The organism is Roseomonas genomospecies 6 (genome assembly GCF_008365375.1).
Taxonomy (GTDB): domain Bacteria; phylum Pseudomonadota; class Alphaproteobacteria; order Azospirillales; family Azospirillaceae; genus Azospirillum.
Window position 1 is genome coordinate 260,859 of record NZ_QOKW01000001.1, and the last position, 23,841, is coordinate 284,699.

A 23,841-nucleotide genomic window follows, 5' to 3' on the forward strand; every position below is an offset into this window, starting at 1 on the left:
TTCGGCCCTCGCCGTTATTCCGTCCCCACGGCGACCGGAGCTGAGCCCGACCGAAGAGCGCGCAGACGGCGAGCGATCGTCGGCAGGGCGCCGGACGCAGGCTGACCCGGCGGGGCCGGGATGAGCGCCATCGCCGGAAACCAGGGCCGCGTCCCGGTGCCGAGCGCCGTCCAATCCCCGCGCGGTCCGAACCGCCAGACCGGCACCCCCAGCGCCGCCGCCAGTTCCCCGACCGAGCTGGCCGGCGTGACGACGAGGTCGAGCGCCGACATCAGGGCCGCCACGCCCTCCAGATCGTCCTTCAGGTCCAGATCGTCCCAACGGTGGATGGGCACGCCGAACCGGCGCTCCGCCTCCGCGATCTCGGCGGCGCAATCCCCATACTGAAGGGTGACGATGCGAACCCCCGGCACCGCGAACACCGGTCCCCAATCGGCGAGCGGCGCATAGGCGCCGCGGCGCTCCGCCGTCATCAGCCCGCTGCGCCACGCGATCCCTACCTTGAGGCCGGAACCGAGCGCGTCCACCCGCCCGCGCCACAGGGCGGCCCGTTGCGGGTCCGGAACCAGGAAGGACGGGTGAGGTGGAAAGGCGTCCAGACGCGGCCTCAGCCGGCGCGGCAGCGATCCCATGGCGACGTGCCGGTCGATGCCGGTGCAGGGCGCCGCCGGGTCCGGCGGGGCCGGGCGGCACTCCGCGCGCGGAAAGGACCGGGCGAACAGGGGCACCAGCCGCCGGTCGCACTCCACCACCACGGCGCCGGCCCGGTCGATCAGTTCGTCCAGGCAACCGGCGAACAGGATCTCGTCGCCGATCCCCTGCTCCGCCCAAACCAGCAGGCGCAGGCCGGACGGGTCCTCCCCCTCCCAGGCGGGAACCGGCAGGGACCGGGCGGCGCCGGACAGCTCCCGCGCGCGGAAGCGGGCGTCGTAGCCGGCCCAGCCCGCCGCCAGATCGCCGCGGGCCAATTGCAGAAGCCCCAGGTTGAAGGCTGCGGCCGCGTGATCCGGCTCGACAACCAGGGCGCGCCGGCACCAGCGCTCCGCCGCGACATCCTCGCCCCGGTCGCGCAGCAGGCGGCCCAGATTGGCCGACGCGTCTCCCAGTCCCGGCGCAAGAGCGAGCGCGCGGGCCAGCGCCTGCCGCGCCCCGTCCAGCCGTCCGGCCCGGCGCAACGCCACCCCCAGATTCAGCCAGCCGTCTTCCCGGTCCGGGGCCAGCCGCAGGGCATGGCGATGGCACGCCTCCGCCGCATCCAGCGCGCCCAGCCGAGTCAGCACGGCGCCCCAGTTGTCGTGCGCCACGGCCAGCGACGGCTCGGCCAGGGTCGCCCGGCGGTGCGCGGCGGCGGCGGCGGGCAGGTCCTGCACCTCCTCCAGCGCGTTTCCAAGATTGGTCAGGGTCCCCGCCGCCGCGGGTTGCAGGGCGAGCGCCAGCCGGAACCAGCGCACCGCCTCCGCTGCCCGCCCCAGCGCCAGCAGGACGGTCCCCAGACTCGACTGGGCGGCGCCGTAGGCGGGCATCCTGTCCAGGGCGCGGGCGATGCGTTGCGCGCCCCCGGCGGAATCGCCGGTCTGGTGCGCCAGAAGCCCCGACAGATGGAGCGCGACCGGGTGGTCCGCCTGCGCCTTCAACGCACGCTCGTAAAGGGGAGCCGCTTCGGTCAGCCGCCCTTCGCGGTGATGGGCGGCGGCGGTCTCCAGCAAGGTGTCGGGATTGTCCGGTGTGGCGGGTGGCGGACCGCCGTCCACGGGCATGAGCCGGCGAAGGGCCGCGGCCATCCGCCCCACGGCGGCGTCCAGTTCCTCGCCGGGGCGCGGCTGGAACAGGCGCATCGTCGGGAACCAGGGACGGGCGCCGGTTCCGAGTTGCGTCCAGTCGCGGTGGCCGCACTTCCACACCGGCACGCCCAGCGCCCCTGCCAGTTCGCCCGACGAGACCGCAGGCGTGATGACGAGGTCCAGGTTTGCCGTCAGCGCCGCCGCGGCCTCGAAATCGTCCTTCAGGTCCAGATCGTCCCAGCGGTGGATGGCCACGCCGAAGCGTTTTTCCGCCCCCGCGATCTCCGCCGCGCACTCCCCGTATTGCAGGTTGACGAAGGTCACACCCGGCAGCGCGAAGAGCGGAGCGAAGGCGTCCAGCGTGACGTAGGCGGCCTTGCGCTCCCCCTCCATCGATTGGCTGCGCCACGCGATCCCGACCTTCAACCCCGGCCCGAGCGCGGCCACCCGATCCCGCCAGCGGTCCAGCCGGGCGGGGTCGGGCACCAGCCAGGGCCGGTCGGGAAACCGCCGCAGATCCGTCCGCAGAAGCCGTGGAAGGGACGCGGCGGCGATCTGCACGTCCACGTCGCGCGTCTCCACCGTTGGCGCGCGCACCGTGGCGCCGGGAAAGGAGCGCGCGAAGAGCGAGACCAGGCGGCGGTCGCATTCGATCACCACATGCCCGGCGCGGCGCAGCAGGTCGGGATAGCAGGACGCGAAGAGGATTTCATCGCCAACACCCTGCTCCCGCCAGACCAGCAGGCGAGCGGCGGCGATGTTCTCACCGCGCCACGCCCTCGCGGCAAGGCGACGCTCCTGCCCACGGAACTGGGGCGTGCCGAACCGCCATTCGTGTTCCGCCCATCCGGACCGCAGATCCCCCTGCTCCAGAAGCAGAAGCGACAGGTTGTAATGGGCCGTCGGAAGCGCCGGATCGGCCTGGATGGCTTGGCGATATGCGGCGATGGCCTCGGCCGGGCGCTGCCGCCGCGCCCAATGCATGGCAAGGTTCGCCTGCGCCTCCGCCCCGTCCGGCGCCCGGTCGACAGCGCGCCGGTGGCAGGCGAGTGCTTCGTCAATACGGCCCAGCCGGTCGAGAGCGCTGCCAAGGTGGCTCCAGGCGGCGGCCTCGTCCGGCGCGGTCGCGGTGGCGCGCCGAAGAAGCCGCTCCGCCTCCGCGGGCCGGTCGGCCGTCAGGCGGAGCGCACCGAGACTCACCAGCGCATCCACCCCCGATGGCGCCAGGGCGAGCGCCCGCCGGTGGCTCCGCTCCGCCCCCGCCCGATCCTCGCGGTCGGCGAGCAGATGCCCCAGATGGGTGTGCGCCAGCCCGAGCGACGGACGAATCCGCAGGGCGCGCCGCGCACAGGCTTCCGCCTCGCCGCCGTCGCCCCGTGCCCGCAGAAGCGCGGTGCGGTTGAGCCAATGCTCCGCCATGTCCGGGCAGAGCAGCACGGCGTTGCGCTGCGCCGCCAGGGCGGCGTCATGCCGCTCCATCGCCTGACAGGCATCGGCCAGGGCCGCGTGGGCGGCGGCGTTGCCGGGATCGGCCTTCACCGCACGCATCAGGACGGCCTCCGCCTTCACGGCATCGCCCGCGCGAAGCCGAAGGACGCCCAGGAGGTGCAGGGCCACGGAATGTTCGGGCACGGCGTCCAGGACCGACCGGCAGAGCGCCTCCGCCTCCCCCATCTCCCCGGAGCGGTAACGGGCAATGGCGTCGGCCAACAGCGGCGCGACGTCCTTTGGCGGGCCGTGCGTCGCGGCCTCCGCCGATGGAAGCAACTGACGCAAGCTGCGGGCAAGGCGCGTCATGACGCCGTCCAACGTCTCGCCGGGCCGCGGCTGGAACAGGCGCATCGTCGGAAACCAGGGGCGCACAGCGGTGCCGAGCTGGGTCCAGTCGCGGCTGCCGATCCGCCAAGCCGGCACACCCACGGCCCCGGCCAGTTCGCCGGACGAGACGGCGGGCGCGATGACGAGGTCGAGTGAGGCGGTCAACGCGGTGGCCCCTTCGAAATCGTCCTTCAGGTTCAGATCGTCCCAACCGTGGATGGTCACGCCGAAGCGTGCCTCCGCCGCTGCGATCTCCGCCGCGCATTCGCCGTATTGCAGATTGACGAAGACCACACCCGGCAGAGCGAAGAGAGGAGCGAAGGCGTCCAGCGTGATGTAGGCGCCCCGGCGTTCGGTCGTCATCAATTGGCTGCGCCACGCGATTCCGACCTTCAGCCCCGGTCCCAGAGCGGCCAGCCGGTCCCGCCAGAGAGTGAGGCGGGCGGGATCGGGCACCAGCCAGGGCTGCGCCGGAAAGCTTGCCAGGTCCGCACGCAGCAGGCGCGGAAGAGCGCCGGCTGCGATCTGGGCGTCGCAATCCGGCGGAACCAGCGTTTCGGTCCCGTCGGGAGCGGCACTTTCCGCCCGGACGGTGGCCCAGGGGAAGGACCGGGCGAACAGGCCGACCAGCCGGCGGTCGCACTCCAGGATCACCTGCCCGATCCGACCCGCCGCCACCCGCTCCTCCAGAGCGGGATAGCAGGAGGCGAACATCAGCTCGTCCCCCACCCCCTGCTCCCGCCAGACCAGCAAGCGTCCGACGGGTTCGGAAGAGTCCCGCCAGAGCGGCGCCGCGATGCTGCGTTCCCGATAATCCTTGGCGCGGAACCGGTCCCGATAGGCGTCCCAACCCTCCCGCAGATTGCCTTTGGCAAGGCTGACCAGGGCGAAGTTCAGCCGCGCCGCGGCCAGCGACGGATCGATGTCCAAGGCGCGGCGCAGGGCTTCCTCCGCCTCGTCCACGCGCATCGACTGCCAGTGCAGCATGCCGAGATTGGCATGGGCTTCCGCATGGCGGGCGTCGACGGACAGCGCGCGCCGATGCATGGCCTCGGCCTCTCCGGTCCGTCCCAGCATATGAAGGGCCAGCCCGACGGCGGTGAGAGCGATGGGGCTGCGCGGCGCCAAACGAACCGCGCGCTCGTGCAGGCGCAGCGCCCCCGGCCAGTCGTCCCGTTCCTGAAGGACGTTGCCGAGGTTGGTGTAGCTGTCGGGATAGTCGGGCTGGGCGATCAGCGCCCGGCGGTACAGCGCGGCAGCGGCATCCGTCCGGCGCGCGGCCTTGCGGGAATTGCCGAGGTTGTTCAGCGCCTTGCCGTAATCGGGCCGGATGGTCAGGGCACGCCGGAAGACGCAGGCGGCCACCTCCGGCTGATTCACGCCGTCATGGCCGGTGCCCATATTGTTGAAGGCCACCGCGTCGGCCGGGCGCAGCGCGAGGCACATCCGCAGCGCGGCCACGGCGGCGGCGTGGTCGCCGAGATCGAGCAGCGCCACGCCCAGATTGTTCCACGCCCCTGCCACCAGAGGGTCCAGGGACAGCGCCTGCCGGTAGCGGGGAACCGCGTCCTCAAGCCGTCCATCCCCTTGCAGCGCGCTGCCCAGATGGAACAGAAGCCGCGCGTCCCGCGCCGGCCCGGCATCCGCCGCCGGGGTGAGAACCGCCACCGCCTCGCCGAACTCACCCCGCTCGTTCAGAAGCGCGCCCAGTTCGCGCGCCACCTCGCAATCGGTCGGGTCGTCGGACAGCGCGCGGCGCAGGCACGGCTCCGCGTCGGAGTGGTTCAAGGCGCGCAGCACGAGCGCCAGACTGCGCCATGCCTCGGCATGACCCGGCTGCGCCTGCACCACCCGGTAAAAACCGAGCGCGGCTTCGTCCAGATGCCCCCGGCGCCGATGCAGAACGGCCAGATTGAAGCGGATCGCGGTGCGTCCGGGATCGAAGCGCAGAGCCTCGCCATAGGCCGTCATGGCCTCGTCGATCCGCTCCTGCGCCTGAAGGAGAAGGCCGAGATTGCCGAAGGCCTCCGCATAGCCGTCCTGAAGGGCGATGGCGCGGCGGTAGGCGCGGGCCGCGTCGTCCGGACGGTTCCGGTCGGCCAGGAGATTGCCCAAGCTGTTGTAGGCCGGGGCGAAGGATGGATCGGCGGCCAGGGTCGCCCGGAAACGCGCCATCGCCAGATCGGCATGTCCGGTCTGGTAGGCGGCGATGCCGGACAGGTGACGGGCATCGGCGTGGGCCGGGTCGGCGGCCAGGATGCGCCGATAGAGCCGTTGCGCCTCGTCCGGATTTCCCGCCCGGTGGAGGGCGACGGCGTCGGTCAGAAGCGCGTCCGTGGAACGGCCTTCGCGGTCCCGAAACTCCGTGTCGGTCACGGTGCCGGATCGGTTGCCGGACCGTCTGCCGCGCCTTCGCCGGCGCCGGACGAAGCATCGGAGCCGCCCTTGAACATCTTCCGGCAGATTTTCAACGCACGATAGTAGTTGCGCGCTTCCACCAGCCGTTCGATCTCTTCAAGGTCGTCGCGGCAATCGGGACGGGCCTCGCGCGTTTCGGCCATGATCGAGGCGAAGCGCTGCAGGTTGAGCACCGAATCTTCGGGGAAGATATAGACGAGCTGAATGACGAAATAGAGCTTCTTCTCGATGCAATCGATCTGCTCTTCCTTCAGCACTTCACGACCGCGGAGGAAGTTGGCGGTGTTGTACAGAAAGAACGAGCCGGGACGGTCGCCGGCCCCGATGACCGCACCGTTGATGATGACCTTTTCGTTGGGGCGGAGAACGAACTTCAGAGGCATGAAACGGACCCGGTCCTTGTCTCGGCAGCGCGCGGAAGCGGAAAGCGCAGTCCGGTAGGCGCCGCACCAAATAGAACGGGCGGCGGCTCGCGCCGCCGCCCGCCGGGCGTGATCCTACCCGAAGTCTCAGGCTTAGAACAGACGCAGGATCGACTGCTGCGACTGGTTGGCCAGCGAGAGGGCGATGGTGCCGAGCTGCTGACGGGTCTGCAGCATCAGCAGGTTGGCGCCTTCCTCGTTCTGGTCGGCCAGCGTCAGCTTGCTCGCGCCTTCCGTCAGCACGTCGCTGAACTCCTTGGTGAAGTTCTCACGGGTGGTGATGACGTTCAGGTTGGTGGACAGCGTCTGCGACGACGACCGCAGCGTCTGCTTGGCGTAGTCGATGCTGGCCACCGCCTTGTCGATGTCGGCGCGGTCGGTCCAGTCGTTCTGCGCGTAGTCCAGACGCAGGCCCTGGCCGCTGGTGGTCAGGTTCTGGGCCTTCACCGTGATCGAGTTGGTGTTGCGCTCGTTGAGCTGCACCGACAGATCGTTCGAGGTGTTGGCGTCGGTCACCTGCACCGTCACCAGGTTGGCCGCCGAGTTGGCCGAGGCCGCCTGCTTGATGGTCTTCTGGTCGACGTTGAAGCGCACCGTGCCGGTGTCGAACGCGAAGGCGTTCTCGCCGTTCGAAAGCTTGCCCTCACCACGGTTGGCCATGCCGTCGCGGGTCGTCGTGGAGCCGCTCAGGTTGCTGACCTGGATCTGGATGTCGACCTTCTTCTCGATGGTCGAGATGCCGTTGCCGCCGTTGGAGGCCTGCTCCAGCAGCTTGCGGTCCACCGTGAAGGACACGACCGTGCCCGACGCGAAGCTCTCGGAGATGCGCTTGGTCAGGGCGTTCTCGGCGCTGGCCTTGACGGTCATCTCGCGGGCGGCGTTGGTCGTTGTCGCACCGGACAGGGTGATCGTGCCGGTGGCGTTGACCGACACCGTCTGGACGTCCTTGCCGCTGAGGCGGCCACCGCTGTTCAGGGCGTTGGAGATCGAGGCCTGGAGCTGCGAGGCGACGTTGGCGCGGGCGTTCTGACCGACCGCGACGTCACCGGAGGTGGCGGTGTAGGTGAAGGTCTGGTCTTCGACCGTGATGGTGAAGCTGTCGCCGGCTTCGACCGTGCCGCCCAGAGCCACCTGGGTGACCTGCGCCGAGCCCGTCTTCGCTGCCGTCGTGGTGTTGGCGGCGATGGTCTGGCTGTTGTCGAAGTAGGTGACGGTGCGCGACTCGTTGCCGTCGGTGACGATGAAGGACCGCTCGCGGCCCGCGGCGCCGCGGACTTCGATCTGCACGTCGGAGAAGCTGCCGGACGAGGTCGCCATCGTGCCGGACAGCTTCAGGCCGACCAGGCCGTGGGCCATTTCGGCGCTGTTGATGTCGCCGGCCGCACCCTCGATGGAGCCGTCGCCCTTGACGCGCACCGTGTAGGTGTCCGGGGACACCACGTTGGTGACGCGGGCGTTCTCGATGCCCTGGATGGTGTTGACGGCCTGACGCGACGCGCTGGTGGAGTCCATGCGCAGGCCGTTGCCGGCCAGCAGGTTCTTGCCGCCGTAGTTGGAGTCGCCGGCCAGCTTGTCGATCTGATCCTTCAGCGCGTTGAACTGCGAGGCCAGCGACTTGCGCGTGGCGACGGAGCCGGCGTCGGTGCCCAGAGCGGAATAGGCGGCGGTGGTCAGACCGCGAGCCTGCTCGATCATGTCGTCGATCGAGGTCAAGCCCTTGTCGGCGGCCTTGATGGTGCTGATGGCCTGACCCATCGTGTCCTTCAGCGCGGTCAGGTCGCCCGCACGCTGGGTCAGACCCTTCGCCGCGAAGAACGAGGTCGGGCCGTCGAGGGCCGTGTTGATCTTGTTGCCGGTGGCAAGAATGTTCTGCTTCTTCGCGATCGAGTCCTGGACGCCCTGCAACTGGAGCAGGTTCGTACGCATCGACGAAGAGAGGGAGATGTCGCTGGCAGCCATGGAAGTCACTCCTTTTGGAGGATGTCATTCCGTGCGGCCTTGCGCGCACGGAGAGGGACTAATTCCCTCGGGCTACCGGTAGGCAAAAAACGGGCCAGATCGAAATTGCCGTGGGGCGGGGAAATTCCTGCCCCGGGGAAAACAAGACCCGGCAATTCTTGCCGGTCGGTCGGCAGAAATTGCCGGTCACCCGGCACCCTTTGCCGGTTGCGCATCCGGACCGGCAGATTCTGCCGGGCTTGCGGAAAGCGTCATCACCTCGCAGACGGCGAGTGGACCGGCGGTCAGCGCCACGCTGCCCCAGGACCACCCGACGCCGAAACCCGAAAGCAGAAGGCGCAGCGGACCGTCGCGCAACGGCCCTTCCAGTTCCGAGGCCAGCGCCAGGGGGATGGAGGCCGAACTGGTGTTGCCGAATCCGGCCAGCCCGACCACCGTCCGATCGGGCGCGGCGCCGAGTTTCTGGGCCAGATGCCGGATCATCTGGGCGTTCGCCTGATGCAGGACGAGGCGGTCCACCGCCTCCATCGTCCAGCCGGCAAGCTCCAGCGCGGCGCGGATGTTGCCCGGCACCTCGCGCAGGGTGAAGGCGAAGACCTGGGTGCCGTCCATGAACAGGTGCGCCGGCTCGCCGGGCCGCCGCAGGCCGCCGCCGGGCACGGCGAGGTAGGGAGCGCCGGCGCCGTCGCTGCCCAGCGCGAAGGCCATGGGGGCCGCCCCCTCCTCCGCCACCAGCGCCGTGGCCGTGGCGGCGTCGCCGAACAGGGGCGCCACGGCGCGGTCGTCGGGGTCGAGCACGCGGGAGGTGGTGTCCCCGGCGATCAGCAGCGCCCGCTTGCCGCCCGCCGCCTTGAGCATCGCCGATGCTGTCCACAGGCCGTGGACGTAGCCGGAGCAGCCGAGCGTCAGGTCCAGCACCGCCGCTCCCTTGCCCAGCCCCAGCCGGCGGTGCAGCAGATAGCCCGACGCCGGTAATATGTGGTCGTGGGTCTGCGTGACCATGACCAGCAGATCGACGCTGTCCGCCGCCCAACCCAGCCGGTCCAGCAGGCGCCGCGCCGCCGCCTCCCCCAAATCGGACGTGCATTGGTGAGGGGAGACGAGGTGGCGCGCCTCGATGCCGGTCGCCTTGGCGATCCGGCGGGCGGCGTCCTCGCCGAAGCGGGCGGCCAGATCCTCCACCGTCTCGCGCCGTTCCGGCACGCAGGCGACGATTCCCGACAGGCCGACGCCCTCGATCACGCTGGCCACCATGGGGCGTCTCCTTCCGTCAGCCGGTGATGCCGCCGTCCACGACGATGGTCTGGCCGGTCACGAAGCCCGCCCCGTCGCCCAGCAGGAAACGGACCACCGGCACCACGTCGGCCACCTCGCCCAGCCGGCCGAGCGGCGTGCGCCGCACGATCTGGTCGCGCTGCCCCTCGGCCAGAGTGCCGGACATCTCGGTGGCGAGGTAGCCGGGTGCGACCGAGTTGACGGTGACCTGGAGCCGCCCGACCTCGCGCGCCAGCGCGCGGGTCAGCCCGTCCAGCCCGGCCTTCGACGCCGAATAGGCGGACAGCCCGGTGTAGCCCCGCTGCCCAATGATCGAGGAGATGTTGACGATCCGCCCCGGCCCCCGCTTCACCAGCTTCGCGCGCAGGAAGGCGCGGGCCACTTGGATGGCGCCGGTCAGGTTGACCTGGACGACCTCCTCCACGTCGATCTCCGGGAAGGTCGCCAGCACCCCTTCGCGCGCGATGCCGGCGTTGTTCACCAGCCCCCACAACGGCGACGCGCCGCCCCAGTCCAGCGCGGCGTCCACGAAGGCCCGCACCTCCTCCCCGTCGCCGATCCGGCAGGGCCGCCAGAACAGATCCGGCCCGGCCAGCCGCTCCAGCGCCTCGCCCGGATGGCGGCTGCAGGTGGACACGCGGTAGCCGTCGGCCAGCAGCGACTCCACGATGCCCAATCCCAGCCCGCGGCTGCCGCCGGTGACGATGACGTGCCGCTTGCCGTTCATGCCGTTCCCTTCCGCGTCTTCTTGCCCGCCGCCCCCAGGGCGATGCTATCGGTCATGGTCACCAGACGGGGGCGCGCGGCGGGCGGCAGGTCCGCCACGGCGGCGCGGATCGCGGCGCGCAGGGCGGTCTCCTCCACCCCCGGCGCCGGGACCACCAGGGCGGTCAGGATGTGGCCAGTGACGGGGTTCGCCGCCGCCTGAACCAGCGCATCCCGCACGCCCGGCACATCCAGCAGAACCTGCTCCACCGCCTCCGGAGAGACCTTGACCCCGCCGACATTCACCCGCCCGTCGAGCCGCCCGGCGAACAGCACGCGGTCGCCACGCACCTCCACCACGTCGCCGGTGGACAGCCAGCCGCCCTCATGGGCGATCTCATGCCCGATCTGATGGCCGAGCATCGCGCGGGGGCTGTTCACCTCCAGCACGCCGTCACGGACACGCAGCCCCACCCCATCGACGCCGCCGTCCAGCCATGCGGCGGGAAAGCCGGCCCGCCCGTCGCCCACCGCGAACAGGGCGCCGGCCTCCGTCGAGGCGTAGATGTGCCGCCGCTTCGCGTCCGGGAAGCGCTCCGCCAGCCGGTCGAGAAGCGGCTGGTCCGCCACCTCCCCGCCCAGCGTGACGGCGGCCAGTGGCGGCGCCTCCCCGTCCAGCGCCAGCAGGAATGCGCGCCAGAAGCTGGGAGTCGCGCTGATGTGGGTGATCCCGTGCCGCAGGGCGAGGCGCGCCAGTTCCGCCGCCCCGGCGCCGGGAGCGGACAGCAGGGTCGCCCCCGCCGCCAGCGCCGTCAGGATCACCTGAAGCCCGGCGAAGGCCGCCGGCTCATAAGCCAGCAGCCAGAGCGCGTCCGGATCGTCGGCGCCGCGCAGCCGCCCGCGCAGCCTCTGAAAATCGTGCCGTATCAGCTTCGGCGCGCCCGTGGTGCCGGAGGTTTCCAGAAGAACCGCGAAGCCCGCCTTCGGTGCCGTCTCGACCGGGACAGCCCCACGGCGCGACAGCAGCAGTTCGATCCCGGCTCGCTCCGCGGCGACCAGGGCCGCGACCACCGCCGGCACGCCCTGTGGCGGCAACACCGCCCGCCCGCCCGATTCCCGGAACGATGCCGCGAAGGCATCGGCCTGCGCGGCGATGTCCGGCCAGCGGAACGTGCGCTCCGCCTCGATCAGGCGGGTGCCGGGATGCAGCCAGGGGGGCGGCGGCGGCAGGCTCATGCGGACGCGGCGGTCACGCCGGGGCGATAGAGCGCCGCAAGCTCCCCGACCGTGTTGAACTGGACGAACCCGGCGCGGAAGGGGTCCTGGCCGGTGCGCTGCTCCAGCACCACCAGCAGGGTGGCGAGGTCGAGGGAGTCGATCGGCAGATCCCCGCCCAGGAAGCGCGTGTCGGGTCCCAGCGCCGGCAGGGTCTCCCCCTTGTCGGCGGCGATGCGGGCAAGCTCTTCGGCGATCAGCGCGAGAATGGAATCGGTCATGGGGAATCGCATGCGGAAAGGAAGTCGCGGAGGATGGCCGTGACGGGGGTTGCCGCCTCACTATGCGGCAAGTGCCCAGCCTTGTCGAAGAGATGAAGCGGCGCCCCCGGCGGCAGCCGGTCGGCGGCCGGCACGGGGATGATGCGGTCCTCCCGCCCCCACAGAAGCTGGATCGGCATGCGGAAGGCCGACCAGTCCACCGGAGCGGGCGACCGGTGCGCCTCCGCGAAGGAGCCGGCGACGATCCGCTCCAGGGCCGCGCGGCGTTTGGGGTCGGCGGCCTGTGCGTGCATCACCTCGCCCACGCGGCCCGCCAGCAGGAAGGGCCGGGCGAACAGGCGTGCGGCGCAGTCCCGCCCCTCCTCCGCCGTCTCCAGAGCCGTGACCCGCCGCAGGAACTCCAGGTCGAAGTCGGGGCCGAGGCCGGCGCTGGCGATCAGCGACAGGCTCGCCACCCGTTCCGGCGCCAGCCGCGCCAGTTCCAGCGCGACGCAGCCGCCCATGGAATGGCCGACCGCGTGGACCCGCGGAATCTCCAGCGCGTCCAGCAGGCGCAGAAGCCACGGCGCGAAAGCCCCGACCTTCCCGTCCCCGACTTCCAGGGTCGAGGCGCCGTGCCCCGGCAGATCGACCGCCAGCACCCGGCGCCCGACGGCCAGCGGAGCGGCGTTGAACTGCCAGGTCAGCGAATCTCCGGCGAAGCCATGCAGCAGCAGCGCCGGAACGCCGCCCTGCCCCAGCGAGAGATAGGCGGCGGGACCGCCCTCGATGTCGGCCTGTCCACGCCGCGGCGACCGGGCGGCGCTCGCGCTCACCGGACGGTCAGGCGGCGACGGCGATGCCGGCCAGACCCAGAAGATCCTCGACCGTCTTCGCCTTGACGAGCTTCTCGCCCTCCACGACGTGGCCCAGCCTCTCGTCGACCAGGGCGATGAAGCTGATGACGGCCAGCGAATCCCAGGCGTCGATCGATTCGAGTTCTTCCGCCCCGGTCAGGGTGCCGTCGTCCAGCTCCAGCATTTCGTCGAGCGCGAGCAGGAATTCCTTGCGGTCCATGGTGGTGTCTCCAATTCAGTGGAGCGTGTTCTGACGCACGCTGCCGTTCAAGTCGGCCCATTCAGGGTGCTGGCGCAGGACTTTGCAACAATCCTGCCAGCCGAAGCCCGGATTTTCGGGAAGAAGGGCGCCCAGCATGCGGCGGACCAGCTCCAGGTCGGCGGCCTCGTCCACGCACCAGCGCTGCCCCAGGACGGTGCCGTCCTCCGGCGCCGGGGGGGGCGGAGCCAGCGGGGCGCCGATGCGGAACCGCTCCGGGCGGCGGTAGAGGTGGGCGGTCACATGCTCGCGCTCTGCCGGGTCGGCGGCGTTCGCGGCGGCCTCGTCCAGGGCGGCGCGGGTGAATATCTCCGCGTCCAGCCCGCGCGGAAAGCGGGTGACGTCGAGGCTGAGATAGTCCAGCGCGGGCGCCGCCCCCAGGAATTCCGCCACCAGCCGGTCCACCAGCGCCGGGTCGATCAGCGGGCAGTCGGCGGTGACCCGCACCACCACATCCGCCTCGGCCATGGCGGCGGCCCCGGCGAAGCGCGCCAGAACATCGTGCTCGCCGCCCCGGAAGACCGTCACGCCCATCGCCGCGGCCAATTCCGCCACCGGATCGTCGGTCCCGTTCACCGTGGTCGCCAGCACCAGCCCGTCCAGCGTCCGGCAGCGCGCCAGACGGCCCAGATGATGCGCCAGCAGCGGTTGGCCCGCCGCCGCCATCAGCACCTTGCCGGGCAGGCGGGTGGAGGTCATGCGGGCCTGCGAGATGCAGACGACGCGCGGCTTGGTGTTGGGAGCGGTCTTCATCAGTCCTCCGGGGCCAGCATGTCCCAGCGCAGCGGTTCCCCGCGCCGCAGCGCGCGGGCGGCGCGGCGGCCCAGCACGGCAGGCAGCCGCTTCGGTTCCAGGCCGAAGCCGGGGCGGATGGAGCGGACGTTGGCGGTGCTCAGCGCCTCGCCCGCCGCCACGTCGGCGGTGACGTAGAGGGAACGGCGGTAGTCGCGCCCGCCCGCCTCGCTCGGCTTCACCCCGTAATGGACGCGGCCCAGAGCCGCCCAGGCGGTGCGGACGGACTCGGCCATCGCCTTGAATTCCGCCGGCTCCAGGGAAAAGGCGCTGTCCACCCCGCCGTCGGCGCGGGACAGGGTGAAGTGCTTCTCGATCACCACCGCCCCCAGCGCCGCCGCCGCGACCGGCACCGCCACGCCGTGGGTGTGGTCGGACAGGCCGACATCGACGCCGAACGCCTGCGCCAGATGGGGAATGGTGTGCAGGTTGCAGTCTTCGGGCGGCGTCGGGTAGCCGCTGACGCAATGGAGCAGGACGAGCGGCGCGTCGCCCGCAGCCTCCACCGCTTCCGCGATTTCGCCCAGCGTGGCGAGGCCGGTGGAGAGGATCAGCGGCTTGCCCGACCGGGCGGCCCGGCGGATCAGCGGCAGGTCGTTCAACTCGAAGGAGGCGATCTTGAAGGCCGGCGCGTCCAGCCGCTCCAGCAGTTCCACCGCCGTGTCGTCGAAGGGGGAGCTGAAGACGGTCAGCCCGATGGCGCGGGCGCGCTCGAACAGCGGCCCGTGCCACTCCCAGGGGGTGTGCGCCTCGCGGTAGAGGTCGTGCAGGGTGCGGCCCTTCCACAGCCCGCCCTCCAGCAGGAAACCCGGCCCGTCATGGTCGATGGTGAGCGTGTCGGCGGTGTAGGTCTGGAGCTTCACCGCGTCGGCGCCGGCCTCCCTGGCGGCGTCCACCAGGGCCAGCGCCCGGTTCAGGTCGCCCCTGTGATTGCCCGACATCTCGGCGATGATATAGGGCGGGTGGCCGGGGCCGATGGGGCGGCCGTTGATGATGACGTCGCGCGGCACGGGATGGCGGTCTCGCTGTGATGGTCGGGGTCACTCTGCCACGGAAGCCGCTGACGGGTCTTGCTTTTGTGACGCAGCCCGCAGAAGGTCCCGCGCCTCCTCGCCATAGGCCAGCAGCCGTTCGGTGCAGCGGTGGCGGTCGCCAACGGTGCGGAAGCGGAGGCGCGACAGCTCCGCCTGCCGCTCCCGCAGCGCGGGGTCGGCGAAGAGGCCGGCGGCGCGCTCCACATAGGCGGCGGCGTCCGGCACGGGGATTCCCGCCCCCGCCACGCTCGCCACGTCGCCCCAGGCCAGCGTGACCACCGGCAGCCCTTCCGCGATGGCGTAGGCGGCGCTGCCGCCGCCGCCCTGGCGGGACGGGTTGAGGTAGGCGTGGCAGCGCCGGTAGAAAGCGCGGATGTCCGTCAGATGGCCCAGGCTGCGCATGCGCGCGCCGTTGCGCGTCGCCTTCAGGCGGGCTGGCAATTGGTCCACCTGCCCCGCGAAGACGATCGCCGCGCCGGGGCAGCGGTCGAGGATCGAATCGGCCAGCGCGAGGAACTCCGCCGTCACCTCGAAATCCAGGCGGGTGCCGACCACGGCGAAGACGAAGGCCGCGTCGCCCAGCCCGAAATCGCCCGCGTCCCCCGCCGTGGGCGGCGGCGAGAAGCCCAGCGTGAAGGGCCGGAAGCGCCGCGCGAAGGGGCCGCGGTAGAGCGCCGGCATGGTGTCGGTGTGGTTCCCCTCCTCGTAGCCCAGCACCAGATGGGCCAGCGAGACGGTCATGCCGGAGGTGGTCGGCAGGCAGACCACGGGCCGCGCGTCGGTCACCGCGAACAGGTCGCCCACCACATTGGCCCCGCCGAAGGTCACCAGCAGGTCCGGGTCGTACCCGTCGATGGCGCCGACGATGGTGGAGAGCTTGTCCTTCGAGAAGGCGCGGCTGGTGAAGGACGCCATCTTCACCTGCCGCCCGAACATCTTCAGCGCGAAGACGCCCTCGTAATCCGCGACCAGTTCCGCGATCATCGGCGGGACGAACAGGTTCTCGGCCCGCAACGGCATGGTGTTGCAATTGATGATCGCGACATCGAGCCCGAAGTCGTCCTGAAGCCGGCTGGCGTAGTCGAAGCAGTCGCGCGAGGGCTGGTGCTGGTCGTTGGTGAATTGGTTGGTCAGCACGGCCACCCGGCGGATCGGCCCGTCATGCGGCGCCCGCCGCGGCGGAACGACTCCCCAGCGCCCCGCCACCGCCCGCACCAGCTCCTCATAGAAGCGGAACAGGTCGCAGGGGCCGAAGGCACCCAGCTTCTCCGGCGCCGACGCGGCCAGGAAGAGCTGCCGCGCCATGCACCAGTAGGTGTAGTGCATCAGCTCCGGCCCGACCCGCTCCCCTCCCAGCAGCAGATAATGCAGAATCCGCTCGTAGTGGTAGAGATCGCCGGTCAACTGGAACAGGACCGACTGGAACAGCACCGTATCTCCGGTCGGCGGGTTGCGGCGCAGGTCCTCGGCAATGGTCAGGCGGGCGTCCAGGTCCAGGTCGCGGCGCAAACGCTCGCAGTGGGCGGTCAGGGCGTTGAGCCGGTCGGCGTTGAACTGGCGCTCGGCCAGAAGGGCTTTCAGCGTGGCGGCCTGTTCCCCGGCGATGTCGGACATGCTGTTCCCCCAACCGGCGCCCGATGCGCGCATCGCCTCCTGATAGCCCCGGCGTGGTTAAGGTTTCACGAATGCACCGCCACACGCGCCGTCAGCGCCGCCGCGGCCTCCGCCGCCACCGCGGCCCAGTCGCCGGGGCGGGGCTGGCGGAACAGGCGGGCGGACGGGTACCAGGGGCTGTCGGGGCGGTCGAGCAGCCAGCGCCAGTCCGGAACGTGGGACAGCAGCACCCACAGCGGGACACCCAGCGCTCCGGCCAGATGGGCGGGCGCCGTGCAGGAGGACACCACCAGATCCAGCGACGCCATGACCGCCGCGGTGTCGGCGAAGTCCCGGATTTCCGGCGCCAGATCGGTGAAGGACGGGGGCATCGCCCGCCGCGCCAACTCGTCATGACCAGGGCCGAGTTGCAGGCCGAAGAAGCGGCAGCCCGGCACGTCCAGAAGCGGGGCCAGCGCCGCCAGCCCCGGAGACCGCTCCCGGTCGCCGGCGAAATGCGGGTTGCCGGCCCAGACCAAGCCGACCCTGAGGCCGTCGCCGGCCAGCCGGTCCCGCCACGCCGCGGCGCGCGCCGGGCCCGCGGACAGGTAGGGGGCGGAGGGAATGCTCTCCAACCGGGTGCCGAAGGCCCGCGGAAGGCTCAGCAACGGGCATTGCCAATCGAAGGCGGGCAATGGCTCGCCGCGCGCGACGACCCTTTCCACTCCCGGCAGGCTACGGAACAGGGAAACCAGATCCGCCCCCACCTCCAGCAGAACGCGGGCACCGCGGGCAGCGACCAGCGGTGCGTAGCGGACGAACTGGATGGCGTCGCCGCGCCCCTGCTCCTCGTGCAGAAGAATGGTTTGCCCGGTGATGTCCTGACCGGACCACAGCGGCTGCGGCAGGCCGCGCGGCTTCGTCGGGAAGTCGGCCACGCCCCAGCGCGCCTCGTAATCCTCCCAGCCGCCGGGCAGGTCGCCGGCCAGCAGCCGCGTCAGGGAGCGGTTCCAGCGTGCTTCGGCGTTGGCCGGCTGGAGGCCGACGGCCCGGTCGTGCAGGCGCAACGACGCGGCAACCTCCCGCCGGTCGCGCAGCCGGTTCGCCAGAGCGCCGAGCGCGTTGCGGTGATCCGGCCGGAGGGCCAACGCACGCTGAAGCGAGCGCAAGGCGCCCGGTTCGGACAGGGACAGGGCGTGCCAGCCGTTCGGCGAATCCGGGCGCAGCCTGAGGAAACGGCGAAGAACCGTCACGGCCTCGCCCTCCCGGCCCGCGTCGCGCAGGGCGGCGGCCAAAAGCTCAAGCGCGCCGTCGTTCGCCGGGTCGAGCGCCAGCGCGCTCCGCAGGGCCAGGACGGCACTGTCCCGGCGGTCCGCCTCGAAGCGGGCGCGGCCCAGATTCAGCCGGACGGTCGCATCCTCGGGCAGCAGGGCCGCGGCGTGGTCCAGCGCCGCCACCGCCTCCGGTTCCTTCAGCCGTTGAAGCGCGACACCGAGATGGTGCCACGCCTCCCCATGATCGGGGCGCAGACGGACGGCGCGGCGCAAGGCGGCGACCGCCTCCTCCGTCCGCCCCTCGCGGCGCAGCAGGATTCCGGCCTGGGCCAGGGGTTCGGCGAGGTCGGGCTGGATGAGGGTGGTGCGGCGATAGGCCGCCATGGCAAGCCCGCCGTCTCCCGCCTGCCGCGCCGTTCCGGCCAGCGGGAAGGCCAGCGCCGCCGAATCGGGGCAGAGCGCCAGGGCGGCCCGGTATTCGTCCGCCGCCGCCGCGGGGTTGCCGCGGGCCTGATGCAGCATGGCGAGGTTGGCGCGGTATTCGGCCAGACCGGGGCGCAGCGCCACCGCCTTGACCAGCAGTCCGGCGGCCTGCTCCAGCCGCCCGCTCTGGGCGCAGAGAAGGCCGTAGAGGTGAAGGGCGTTCGGCTCGTCCGGCACGGCGTCGAGGATGCGCCCGTACAGGGTCTCGGCCTCCTCCGTCCGCCCGGCGGTGTGGAGATCGAGCGCGATGGCCAGCGCCTCGTCCAGCGTCGCCACGGCGCCCGCTCCGCTCAGGTCTCGCGGCCGCCGATCACGCTGGCGGCGACCGCCAGGCTTTCCGGCGTGCCCATGTCGATGAAGCGGGCCTTGGCGATGTGGCCGTGCAGCGTGCCCGGCGGCATTTTGTGAAGCACGTCGCGGGTCAACGAACTGGCGCCGGAGGCCGCGATGCGGTCGAGGAAGGCGGCGGAGAAGAGATAGACCCCAGCGTTGATGACGCCCCGCCCCGGCGCCTTGTCCAGGAATTGGCGGACCCGGCTGTCCGGCCCGACCTCCACCCGACCGAAGCGGGCGGCGTCCTCCACCTCCACGCACAGGACCGACGCCTCCGCCCCCGACAGGCGGTGCGAGGCGACGAAGGCGCGCAGGTCGGCGTCCAGGAAGGTGTCGCCGCTCATCACCAGGACGGTGCCGGCCTTCAGGTCCTTGCGGATGTAGGCGAGCGCCGCGGCGGAGCCCATCTGGCTCGGCTCGATCTGGCAGACGACGTCCAGCGACCGGTTGGTGTCGCCCTGCGCCAGCCATGCCGTCACCCGGTCGGCGAGATGGCCCAGGCACAGCACCACCCGGCGCGCGCCGTAGGCCGCCAGATGGTCCAGCAGATGTCCGAGAAAGGCGCGGCCCGCGATGGGCGCCAGCACCTTGGGCGTATCGCCCGAGACGCCCCGCATGCGCGAGCCGAGACCGCCGGCAAGCAGCGTGACGTCGATGTCCGTCAAGGCTTCCTCAGGCCGCACCGTGCTTCCCCTCATGCTCTCGGCGCATAGGCGCCGTCCCAACACCCGCCGCATACCGCGTCGGCGGTGGATTGGTCAAACATTCGGTGGGGGTGACGGCGAACTTTCCTGGCCGACCGCCCAACGTAAGTCCCCTGCCGCATGGCCTATTCCGCGAAGGCCGCCAGCGTGGTTTCGCGCGAAAAGATGTGGGGGTGCCCCTCCCAATCGCTTCGCAGCGTCTCGAACACAAAGACGTCGTGGAAACGGCCATATTTGTGGACATGTTGCCGCAGCACCCCGACCTCCCGCGCCTTCACAACCTTCTGAATGCGGATGACCCCATCGTTGCCCTCCATGAAATAGTTGAAGAGCTTGTTCATCCCCAAGCCGTAGAAGCAGTAATCCATGATGAAGCAGTGCAGGAACCCGGCGAGCTTCCGCCGGTCCTTCTCCTCCACGATGTAGGAACCGGAGGAGCAGCGCCGATGCACCCGGTCGATGTCGTAATAGGAGAGATAGCCGATCGGGCGCCCCTCATGCTCGATGATGAAATGGCGGAAGTCCGTGCGGGCGTTCATCGCGGCCAGCCACGCGCGCTGCCGCTCCACGTCCGGGTTTTCCAGATCGGTAAACATGAAACGGGTGATCGACGGCTCGGTGCGCCAGCGCAGCAGCATCTCGGCATCGTCGGTCGTCGGACGGCGGAAGCGGAACATGACCCCTTACCCTTCGAGCAAACGCGGCGTCATTTGGCCAGATAGCCGCCGTCCACCGGCAGCATCACCCCGTTGATCCAGCCGCTGGCATCCGACAGCAGGAAGGCGATGGCCGAGGCCACATCCTCCGGCCTGCCGAACCCCATGGGGTGGGCGGCGCGGATGGCCTCGAACTGGTCCGCCGTGGTGGTGCGGCGGAAGCGCTCCATCATTTCCGTCTCGACCATCGCCGGGGCGACGCAATTGACGCGGATGCCGTCGCGCAGGAACTCCATGGCCAGACCGCGGGTGGCCGAGACCAGTCCGCCCTTGGCCGCCGAATAGACCACGTTGCCCGGCTGCCCGATCTCCGCCGCGACGGAGGACACCAGCACCAGGGCGGCGGGTTCTGCGTGGCAGCCCTTCTGCCGAAGGCCGCGGGCCAGGGCGAGCGCGCTCAGCAGATTGGCGTGCAGGATACCGTCGAAGAAGGCCCGGTCCACGCCGCGCACCGGCTTGCCGATCTGCACCCCGGCGCAGTGGGCCAGCCCGGCGATGGGGCCGCCGGCCTCCGCCTGCGCCTTGACCCAGCCGGGTATGGCGTCGCACTCCGACAGGTCGAAGGCGGCCACCCGGTGCCCCTGCCCCGGCAACGACGCCAGCGTCTCGCCCAGCCGCCCCGCGTCGCGCCCGTTGAGCGTCACCCGCGCGCCGAGTTGTGCGGCCAGCAGCGCCGTCGCCCGCCCGATCCCGGCGGACGCGCCGGTGACCAGAACGTGCCGTCCGGTGAGATCGACCAGCGGACTCATTCGGCGGCCATGCGGGCGAGCCACGCCCGGTGGAAGGCGGCGATCCGCTCCTCGCAGGAGCCGAGGATGGCCGGGGCCTGCACCTGCTTCAGCCCTTTGTGCGCCGCTTCGGCCACGCGCTGGTCCTCGCCCAGAATGGTGCGGTTGAAGCCGGAGACGTTGGCCTCCACCGCCTTGCGGGCGGCCCCGCCCTTGGTCTGCGGCTTGGTGGTTTCGCCCAGGAACAGGCGGTAATGCAGCTCGCAGCGGTCGGGACCGACGGGGTCGTAGGTCTGCACGCTCATCAGCGCGCCGTGGGAGACGCCGATGGCGAGGTTGGGGAAGATCAGATAGTGGTCGTAGCTCTCCAGCCGGTCGCTGCGCGGCAGCCCCATCTTCTGGATCACCCCGTCCCACCAGCGCGCCGAACCGTCGGAAAGCTGGCTCACGCCCCGCGAATGCTCGCCCTCGTAGGAGCAGATCCACACCTTCTTGACGTAGCTCTTGAAGGTTTCCGGGTGGGTGGCATCGACGTGGTAGACCTCCAGGGCGGTTTCCAACGCCGCCTTCCAGTTGGCGTTCCAGGGCAGCACGCCCTCGTCGATGCGGTCGGTGAACATCTCCGACAGATGGTCGAGGACGGCGCCATAGGCGCCCAACTGCTCGTCAAGCCCCAGCCCGGCCAGCCCAGCCCCAACCGGTTCCAGCCGGACGAAGACGAAGCGGCCCCGCACCGCCACCTCGAAGCGCGGCAGGGCGAGGCGCTTCTTGGCGGCCTCGTCCAAGCCGAAATGCTCGCGGTTGCCGGGAATGCCCACCGGAACGCCGTCGCGGTTGAAGACCCAGCCGTGATAGGGGCAGACCGGCTTGCCGTTGCCGCAGGGCCGCAGATGGATCAGCGAATAGCGGTGCGTGCAGACGTTGTGAAAGGCCCGCAAGTCGCCGCCGAAGTTCTGCACCAGAACCGAGGTGCCGGCGATGTCCGCGGTGATGAAATCGTTGTCGTTGCGCAGGTCATCCGTAAATCCAACGAACATCCAACAGCGGCGGAAGACCCGCGCCGCCTCTTCGGCGTGATTGGCGTCACCGGAATAACGCTGCGGCGGGATCACCATGTCGGGCGGGGGTGAAAGCCGGCTTTGCGGAACCCGGTCATCCATGGCTGATCCCATTTATCGGTTCGTTAATCACTCGACCCTAACGTTCCTTCGGTTAATAGTCTCCGAATTCGTCCAAGTCCAGGACGGGCGTCGGTGGGAGGAAGCATCCGGTGAAGGCCATCATCGAGGGCGTGCGCATCGCGGGGTTCCGTGCCGCCGTGCCGCCGCATCGTCATTCCTTCATGGAAGACCATTCCCTCTTCACGGCGGAGGAGGCGGAGAAGCTGTTCGCCACCACCGGCGTGTACGAGCGCCGCATCGCCCCGCCCCACATCTGCGCGTCGGACATGTGCGTGGCGGCGGCGGAAGGGCTGCTGGCGCAGCTCGGCTGGGACCCGGCCAGCGTGGATGTGCTGGTCTTCGTGTCGCAGGACGCGGACTACAACGTGCCGGCGACCTCCTGCGTCATGCAGAAGCGGCTGGGGCTGGCGACGGGCGCCGCCTGTTTCGACGTCAATCTGGGCTGCTCCGGCTTCGTCTACGGGCTGTGGATGGCCGGGCGGCTGCTCGGCGGATCGACGGGGCGGCGGGCGATCGTGCTGTGCGGCGACACCAGCTCGCGCCATCTCGTGCCGGGGGACCGTTCAACCCTGCCGCTGTTCGGCGACGCGGGCGGCGCCGTGGCGCTGGAGGTCGCGGAGGGGGCAACGCCGATCCATGTCGTCGTCGGCACGGACGGCGGCGGGGCCAGGAACATCTGGGTCAAGGCCGGCGGGCGCCGCAACTCGCTGGTGCCGGACCGCGAGCCCTGGCCGGCGGAAAAGCAGGAGCAGATGTTCACCGACTCGCGCCTGTCGCTGAACGGGGCGGAAATCTTCGCCTTCACGCTGCGCGCCGTGCCGCCGCTGGTCCGCGAGACGCTGGAGTTCGCGGGCGTGGGGGTGGAGGACATCGACCTCTGCGTGATGCACCAGGCCAACGCCTTCATGCTGGAGCATCTGCGCAAGAAGACCAAATTCCCGCCGGAAAAGTTCGTCGTGGACATGCACGATTTCGGCAACACCAGTTCGGCCTCCATCCCGCTGGCGGTCAGCCACCGGCTGGGCGAGGCGCTGTCCACCGGAACGCGCAAGATGCTGCTGGCCGGCTTCGGCGTCGGCTGGTCCTGGGGCGCCGTGGTCGCCGACGTCGGGCCGATCCCGGCCCCGGAGGTGCAGGAGATTCCCGACGATTTTCCCTTGCTGACCCTGTAGGGGCCGCCGGACCGTGCGCAACCCGCTCGACCTCACGGGACGGCGCCTGCTGGTGACCGGGGCCTCCGCCGACAGCGACATCGGACGGGAGATCTGCCGGACCCTGGCCGGGCTGGGCGCCTCCCTGACTCTGGTGGGCCGCCGCGCCGACGCGCTGGAGGCCACCCGCGCGCTGCTGGACGGACCGGACCGCCACGCCGTTGCCCCCTTCGACCTGACCGACCTGGACGCCATCCCCGGCTGGATGAAGGGGCTCACGGAATCCAGCGGCCCCTTCGCCGGGCTGGTCCATTCCGCGTCGGAGCAGGGCTATTCGGTGCTGCGGCAGATCAACCGGGCGCAGTTCGACCGCTATTTCACGCTGAACGTCGGGGCGTCGCTGATGCTGGCGCGCGGCTTCCACCAGAAGGGTGTCTTCGCCTCCGGCGGCGGGTCCATCGTCTATGTCGGCTCGGTCGCCGGGCTGAAGGGGCAGAAGGGCCGCTCGCTCTACGCCGCGAGCAAGGCGGCGCTGGTATCGGTGGCGCAGTCGCTGGCGCTGGAACTGGCGGACAGGCGAATCCGCGTAAACGTGGTGGCCCCGGCGGTGGTTCTTGGCGCCAAGGCGGAGAAGCAGTTCGCCATGCTGCCGGCGGAACAGAACGCCGCACTCGCCGCCGCCCACCCGCTGGGCTACGGCGCGCCGCAGGACGTGGCCGACGCGGTGGCCTATCTGCTGGCCGACAGCGGGCGCTGGGTGACCGGGACCGTGCTTCCGGTGGACGGCGGCTTCACCGCGGGATGACCGTGGCCTGCTTCCCCTCTCCCGCCCCGGGAGAGGGTGGCGCCGCAGGCGCCGGGTGAGGGTCGTGCGAGGATCACA

19 protein-coding genes are annotated in these 23,841 nt (G+C 70.8%); 2 read left to right on the plus strand and 17 right to left on the minus strand.

Annotated elements, in window-relative coordinates; genetic code table 11:
* Window positions 1-14 precede the first annotated feature (14 nt).
* The 17 genes from DS843_RS01205 to DS843_RS01290 all read right to left on the minus strand — a co-directional run bounded on the left by DS843_RS01205 (window position 15) and on the right by DS843_RS01290 (window position 21,786).
* A complete protein-coding gene (locus DS843_RS01205; RefSeq protein ID WP_286191875.1) occupies window positions 15-5,975 on the minus strand; it encodes a tetratricopeptide repeat protein in 5,961 nt (1,986 codons plus the stop codon).
* Window positions 5,972-6,400: a flagellar biosynthesis repressor FlbT gene (locus tag DS843_RS01215; RefSeq protein WP_149467068.1), complete on the minus strand. Its 429-nt coding sequence runs from the start codon at window positions 6,398-6,400 to the stop codon at window positions 5,972-5,974. The genes DS843_RS01205 and DS843_RS01215 overlap by 4 nt, the downstream gene beginning before the upstream one ends.
* A gap of 132 nt (window positions 6,401-6,532) precedes the next feature.
* The gene (locus DS843_RS01220; RefSeq protein ID WP_149467069.1) at window positions 6,533-8,398 is read right to left on the minus strand and encodes a flagellin N-terminal helical domain-containing protein; all 1,866 of its coding nucleotides are present in this window, start codon (window positions 8,396-8,398) and stop codon (window positions 6,533-6,535) included.
* A 186-nt stretch (window positions 8,399-8,584) separates the two neighbouring features.
* Window positions 8,585-9,652 carry a 3-oxoacyl-ACP synthase III family protein gene (locus DS843_RS01225; RefSeq protein WP_149467070.1) on the minus strand — a complete coding sequence of 356 codons (1,068 nt, stop codon included), beginning with the start codon at window positions 9,650-9,652 and terminating at the stop codon, window positions 8,585-8,587.
* A 16-nt stretch (window positions 9,653-9,668) separates the two neighbouring features.
* Entirely contained in the window at window positions 9,669-10,400 is a 732-nt protein-coding gene (locus tag DS843_RS01230) for an SDR family NAD(P)-dependent oxidoreductase (RefSeq protein WP_149467071.1), read from the minus strand.
* Window positions 10,397-11,614 carry an ANL family adenylate-forming protein gene (locus tag DS843_RS01235; RefSeq protein ID WP_149467072.1) on the minus strand — a complete coding sequence of 406 codons (1,218 nt, stop codon included), beginning with the start codon at window positions 11,612-11,614 and terminating at the stop codon, window positions 10,397-10,399. Before DS843_RS01235 ends, DS843_RS01230 begins: the two co-directional genes overlap by 4 nt.
* Complete coding sequence (locus DS843_RS01240) at window positions 11,611-11,874, minus strand: acyl carrier protein (RefSeq protein ID WP_149467073.1); 264 nt, start codon at window positions 11,872-11,874, stop codon at window positions 11,611-11,613. Before DS843_RS01240 ends, DS843_RS01235 begins: the two co-directional genes overlap by 4 nt.
* Window positions 11,871-12,689 (minus strand): alpha/beta fold hydrolase, encoded by an 819-nt coding sequence (locus DS843_RS01245; protein ID WP_149467074.1) that lies wholly within the window; start codon window positions 12,687-12,689, stop codon window positions 11,871-11,873. Before DS843_RS01245 ends, DS843_RS01240 begins: the two co-directional genes overlap by 4 nt.
* Window positions 12,690-12,696: 7 nt before the next feature.
* Window positions 12,697-12,930, minus strand: a complete 234-nt coding sequence (locus tag DS843_RS01250; protein WP_149467075.1) for an acyl carrier protein — start codon at window positions 12,928-12,930, stop codon at window positions 12,697-12,699.
* A gap of 15 nt (window positions 12,931-12,945) precedes the next feature.
* Window positions 12,946-13,722 (minus strand): cytidylyltransferase domain-containing protein, encoded by a 777-nt coding sequence (locus tag DS843_RS01255; RefSeq protein ID WP_149467076.1) that lies wholly within the window; start codon window positions 13,720-13,722, stop codon window positions 12,946-12,948.
* A complete protein-coding gene (gene pseI, locus DS843_RS01260; protein ID WP_149467077.1) occupies window positions 13,722-14,771 on the minus strand; it encodes a pseudaminic acid synthase in 1,050 nt (349 codons plus the stop codon). The genes DS843_RS01255 and pseI overlap by 1 nt, the downstream gene beginning before the upstream one ends.
* A gap of 30 nt (window positions 14,772-14,801) precedes the next feature.
* Entirely contained in the window at window positions 14,802-16,409 is a 1,608-nt protein-coding gene (locus DS843_RS01265; RefSeq protein ID WP_149467078.1) for a glycosyltransferase, read from the minus strand.
* A 65-nt stretch (window positions 16,410-16,474) separates the two neighbouring features.
* The gene (locus tag DS843_RS01270) at window positions 16,475-18,421 is read right to left on the minus strand and encodes a tetratricopeptide repeat protein (protein WP_149467079.1); all 1,947 of its coding nucleotides are present in this window, start codon (window positions 18,419-18,421) and stop codon (window positions 16,475-16,477) included.
* A gap of 14 nt (window positions 18,422-18,435) precedes the next feature.
* Window positions 18,436-19,143 (minus strand): sugar phosphate nucleotidyltransferase, encoded by a 708-nt coding sequence (locus DS843_RS01275; RefSeq protein WP_247874214.1) that lies wholly within the window; start codon window positions 19,141-19,143, stop codon window positions 18,436-18,438.
* A 164-nt stretch (window positions 19,144-19,307) separates the two neighbouring features.
* Window positions 19,308-19,859 carry a GNAT family N-acetyltransferase gene (locus DS843_RS01280; RefSeq protein ID WP_149467080.1) on the minus strand — a complete coding sequence of 184 codons (552 nt, stop codon included), beginning with the start codon at window positions 19,857-19,859 and terminating at the stop codon, window positions 19,308-19,310.
* Window positions 19,860-19,888: 29 nt separating this feature from the next.
* Entirely contained in the window at window positions 19,889-20,647 is a 759-nt protein-coding gene (locus tag DS843_RS01285) for an SDR family NAD(P)-dependent oxidoreductase (protein ID WP_149467081.1), read from the minus strand.
* Window positions 20,644-21,786 carry an aromatic ring-hydroxylating oxygenase subunit alpha gene (locus DS843_RS01290; protein ID WP_149467082.1) on the minus strand — a complete coding sequence of 381 codons (1,143 nt, stop codon included), beginning with the start codon at window positions 21,784-21,786 and terminating at the stop codon, window positions 20,644-20,646. The genes DS843_RS01285 and DS843_RS01290 overlap by 4 nt, the downstream gene beginning before the upstream one ends.
* A gap of 110 nt (window positions 21,787-21,896) precedes the next feature.
* Here DS843_RS01290 and DS843_RS01295 point away from each other — a divergent pair, with 110 nt between their 5' ends.
* Window positions 21,897-22,979, plus strand: coding sequence for a 3-oxoacyl-ACP synthase III family protein (locus tag DS843_RS01295; protein ID WP_149467083.1), 1,083 nt, complete (start codon window positions 21,897-21,899; stop codon window positions 22,977-22,979).
* Between the two features lie 13 nt (window positions 22,980-22,992).
* On the plus strand, window positions 22,993-23,763 hold the full coding sequence (locus DS843_RS01300) for an SDR family NAD(P)-dependent oxidoreductase (RefSeq protein WP_149467084.1): 771 nt from the start codon (window positions 22,993-22,995) through the stop codon (window positions 23,761-23,763).
* Window positions 23,764-23,841 lie beyond the last annotated feature (78 nt).

What these genes read in the sequence shown, in the direction of transcription:
- DS843_RS01240 (WP_149467073.1), bottom strand. Translation starts at nt 11,874, where the DNA reads ATGACCGATTCCATTCTCGCGCTGATCGCCGAAGAGCTTGCCCGCATC.
- DS843_RS01280 (WP_149467080.1), bottom strand. Translation starts at nt 19,859, where the DNA reads ATGTTCCGCTTCCGCCGTCCGACGACCGACGATGCCGAGATGCTGCTG.
- DS843_RS01215 (WP_149467068.1), bottom strand. Translation starts at nt 6,400, where the DNA reads ATGCCTCTGAAGTTCGTTCTCCGCCCCAACGAAAAGGTCATCATCAAC.
- DS843_RS01250 (WP_149467075.1), bottom strand. Translation starts at nt 12,930, where the DNA reads ATGGACCGCAAGGAATTCCTGCTCGCGCTCGACGAAATGCTGGAGCTG.
- DS843_RS01220 (WP_149467069.1), bottom strand. Translation starts at nt 8,398, where the DNA reads ATGGCTGCCAGCGACATCTCCCTCTCTTCGTCGATGCGTACGAACCTG.
- DS843_RS01225 (WP_149467070.1), bottom strand. Translation starts at nt 9,652, where the DNA reads ATGGTGGCCAGCGTGATCGAGGGCGTCGGCCTGTCGGGAATCGTCGCC.
- DS843_RS01235 (WP_149467072.1), bottom strand. Translation starts at nt 11,614, where the DNA reads ATGAGCCTGCCGCCGCCGCCCCCCTGGCTGCATCCCGGCACCCGCCTG.
- DS843_RS01265 (WP_149467078.1), bottom strand. Translation starts at nt 16,409, where the DNA reads ATGTCCGACATCGCCGGGGAACAGGCCGCCACGCTGAAAGCCCTTCTG.
- DS843_RS01285 (WP_149467081.1), bottom strand. Translation starts at nt 20,647, where the DNA reads ATGAGTCCGCTGGTCGATCTCACCGGACGGCACGTTCTGGTCACCGGC.
- DS843_RS01255 (WP_149467076.1), bottom strand. Translation starts at nt 13,722, where the DNA reads ATGAAGACCGCTCCCAACACCAAGCCGCGCGTCGTCTGCATCTCGCAG.
- DS843_RS01230 (WP_149467071.1), bottom strand. Translation starts at nt 10,400, where the DNA reads ATGAACGGCAAGCGGCACGTCATCGTCACCGGCGGCAGCCGCGGGCTG.
- DS843_RS01290 (WP_149467082.1), bottom strand. Translation starts at nt 21,786, where the DNA reads ATGGATGACCGGGTTCCGCAAAGCCGGCTTTCACCCCCGCCCGACATG.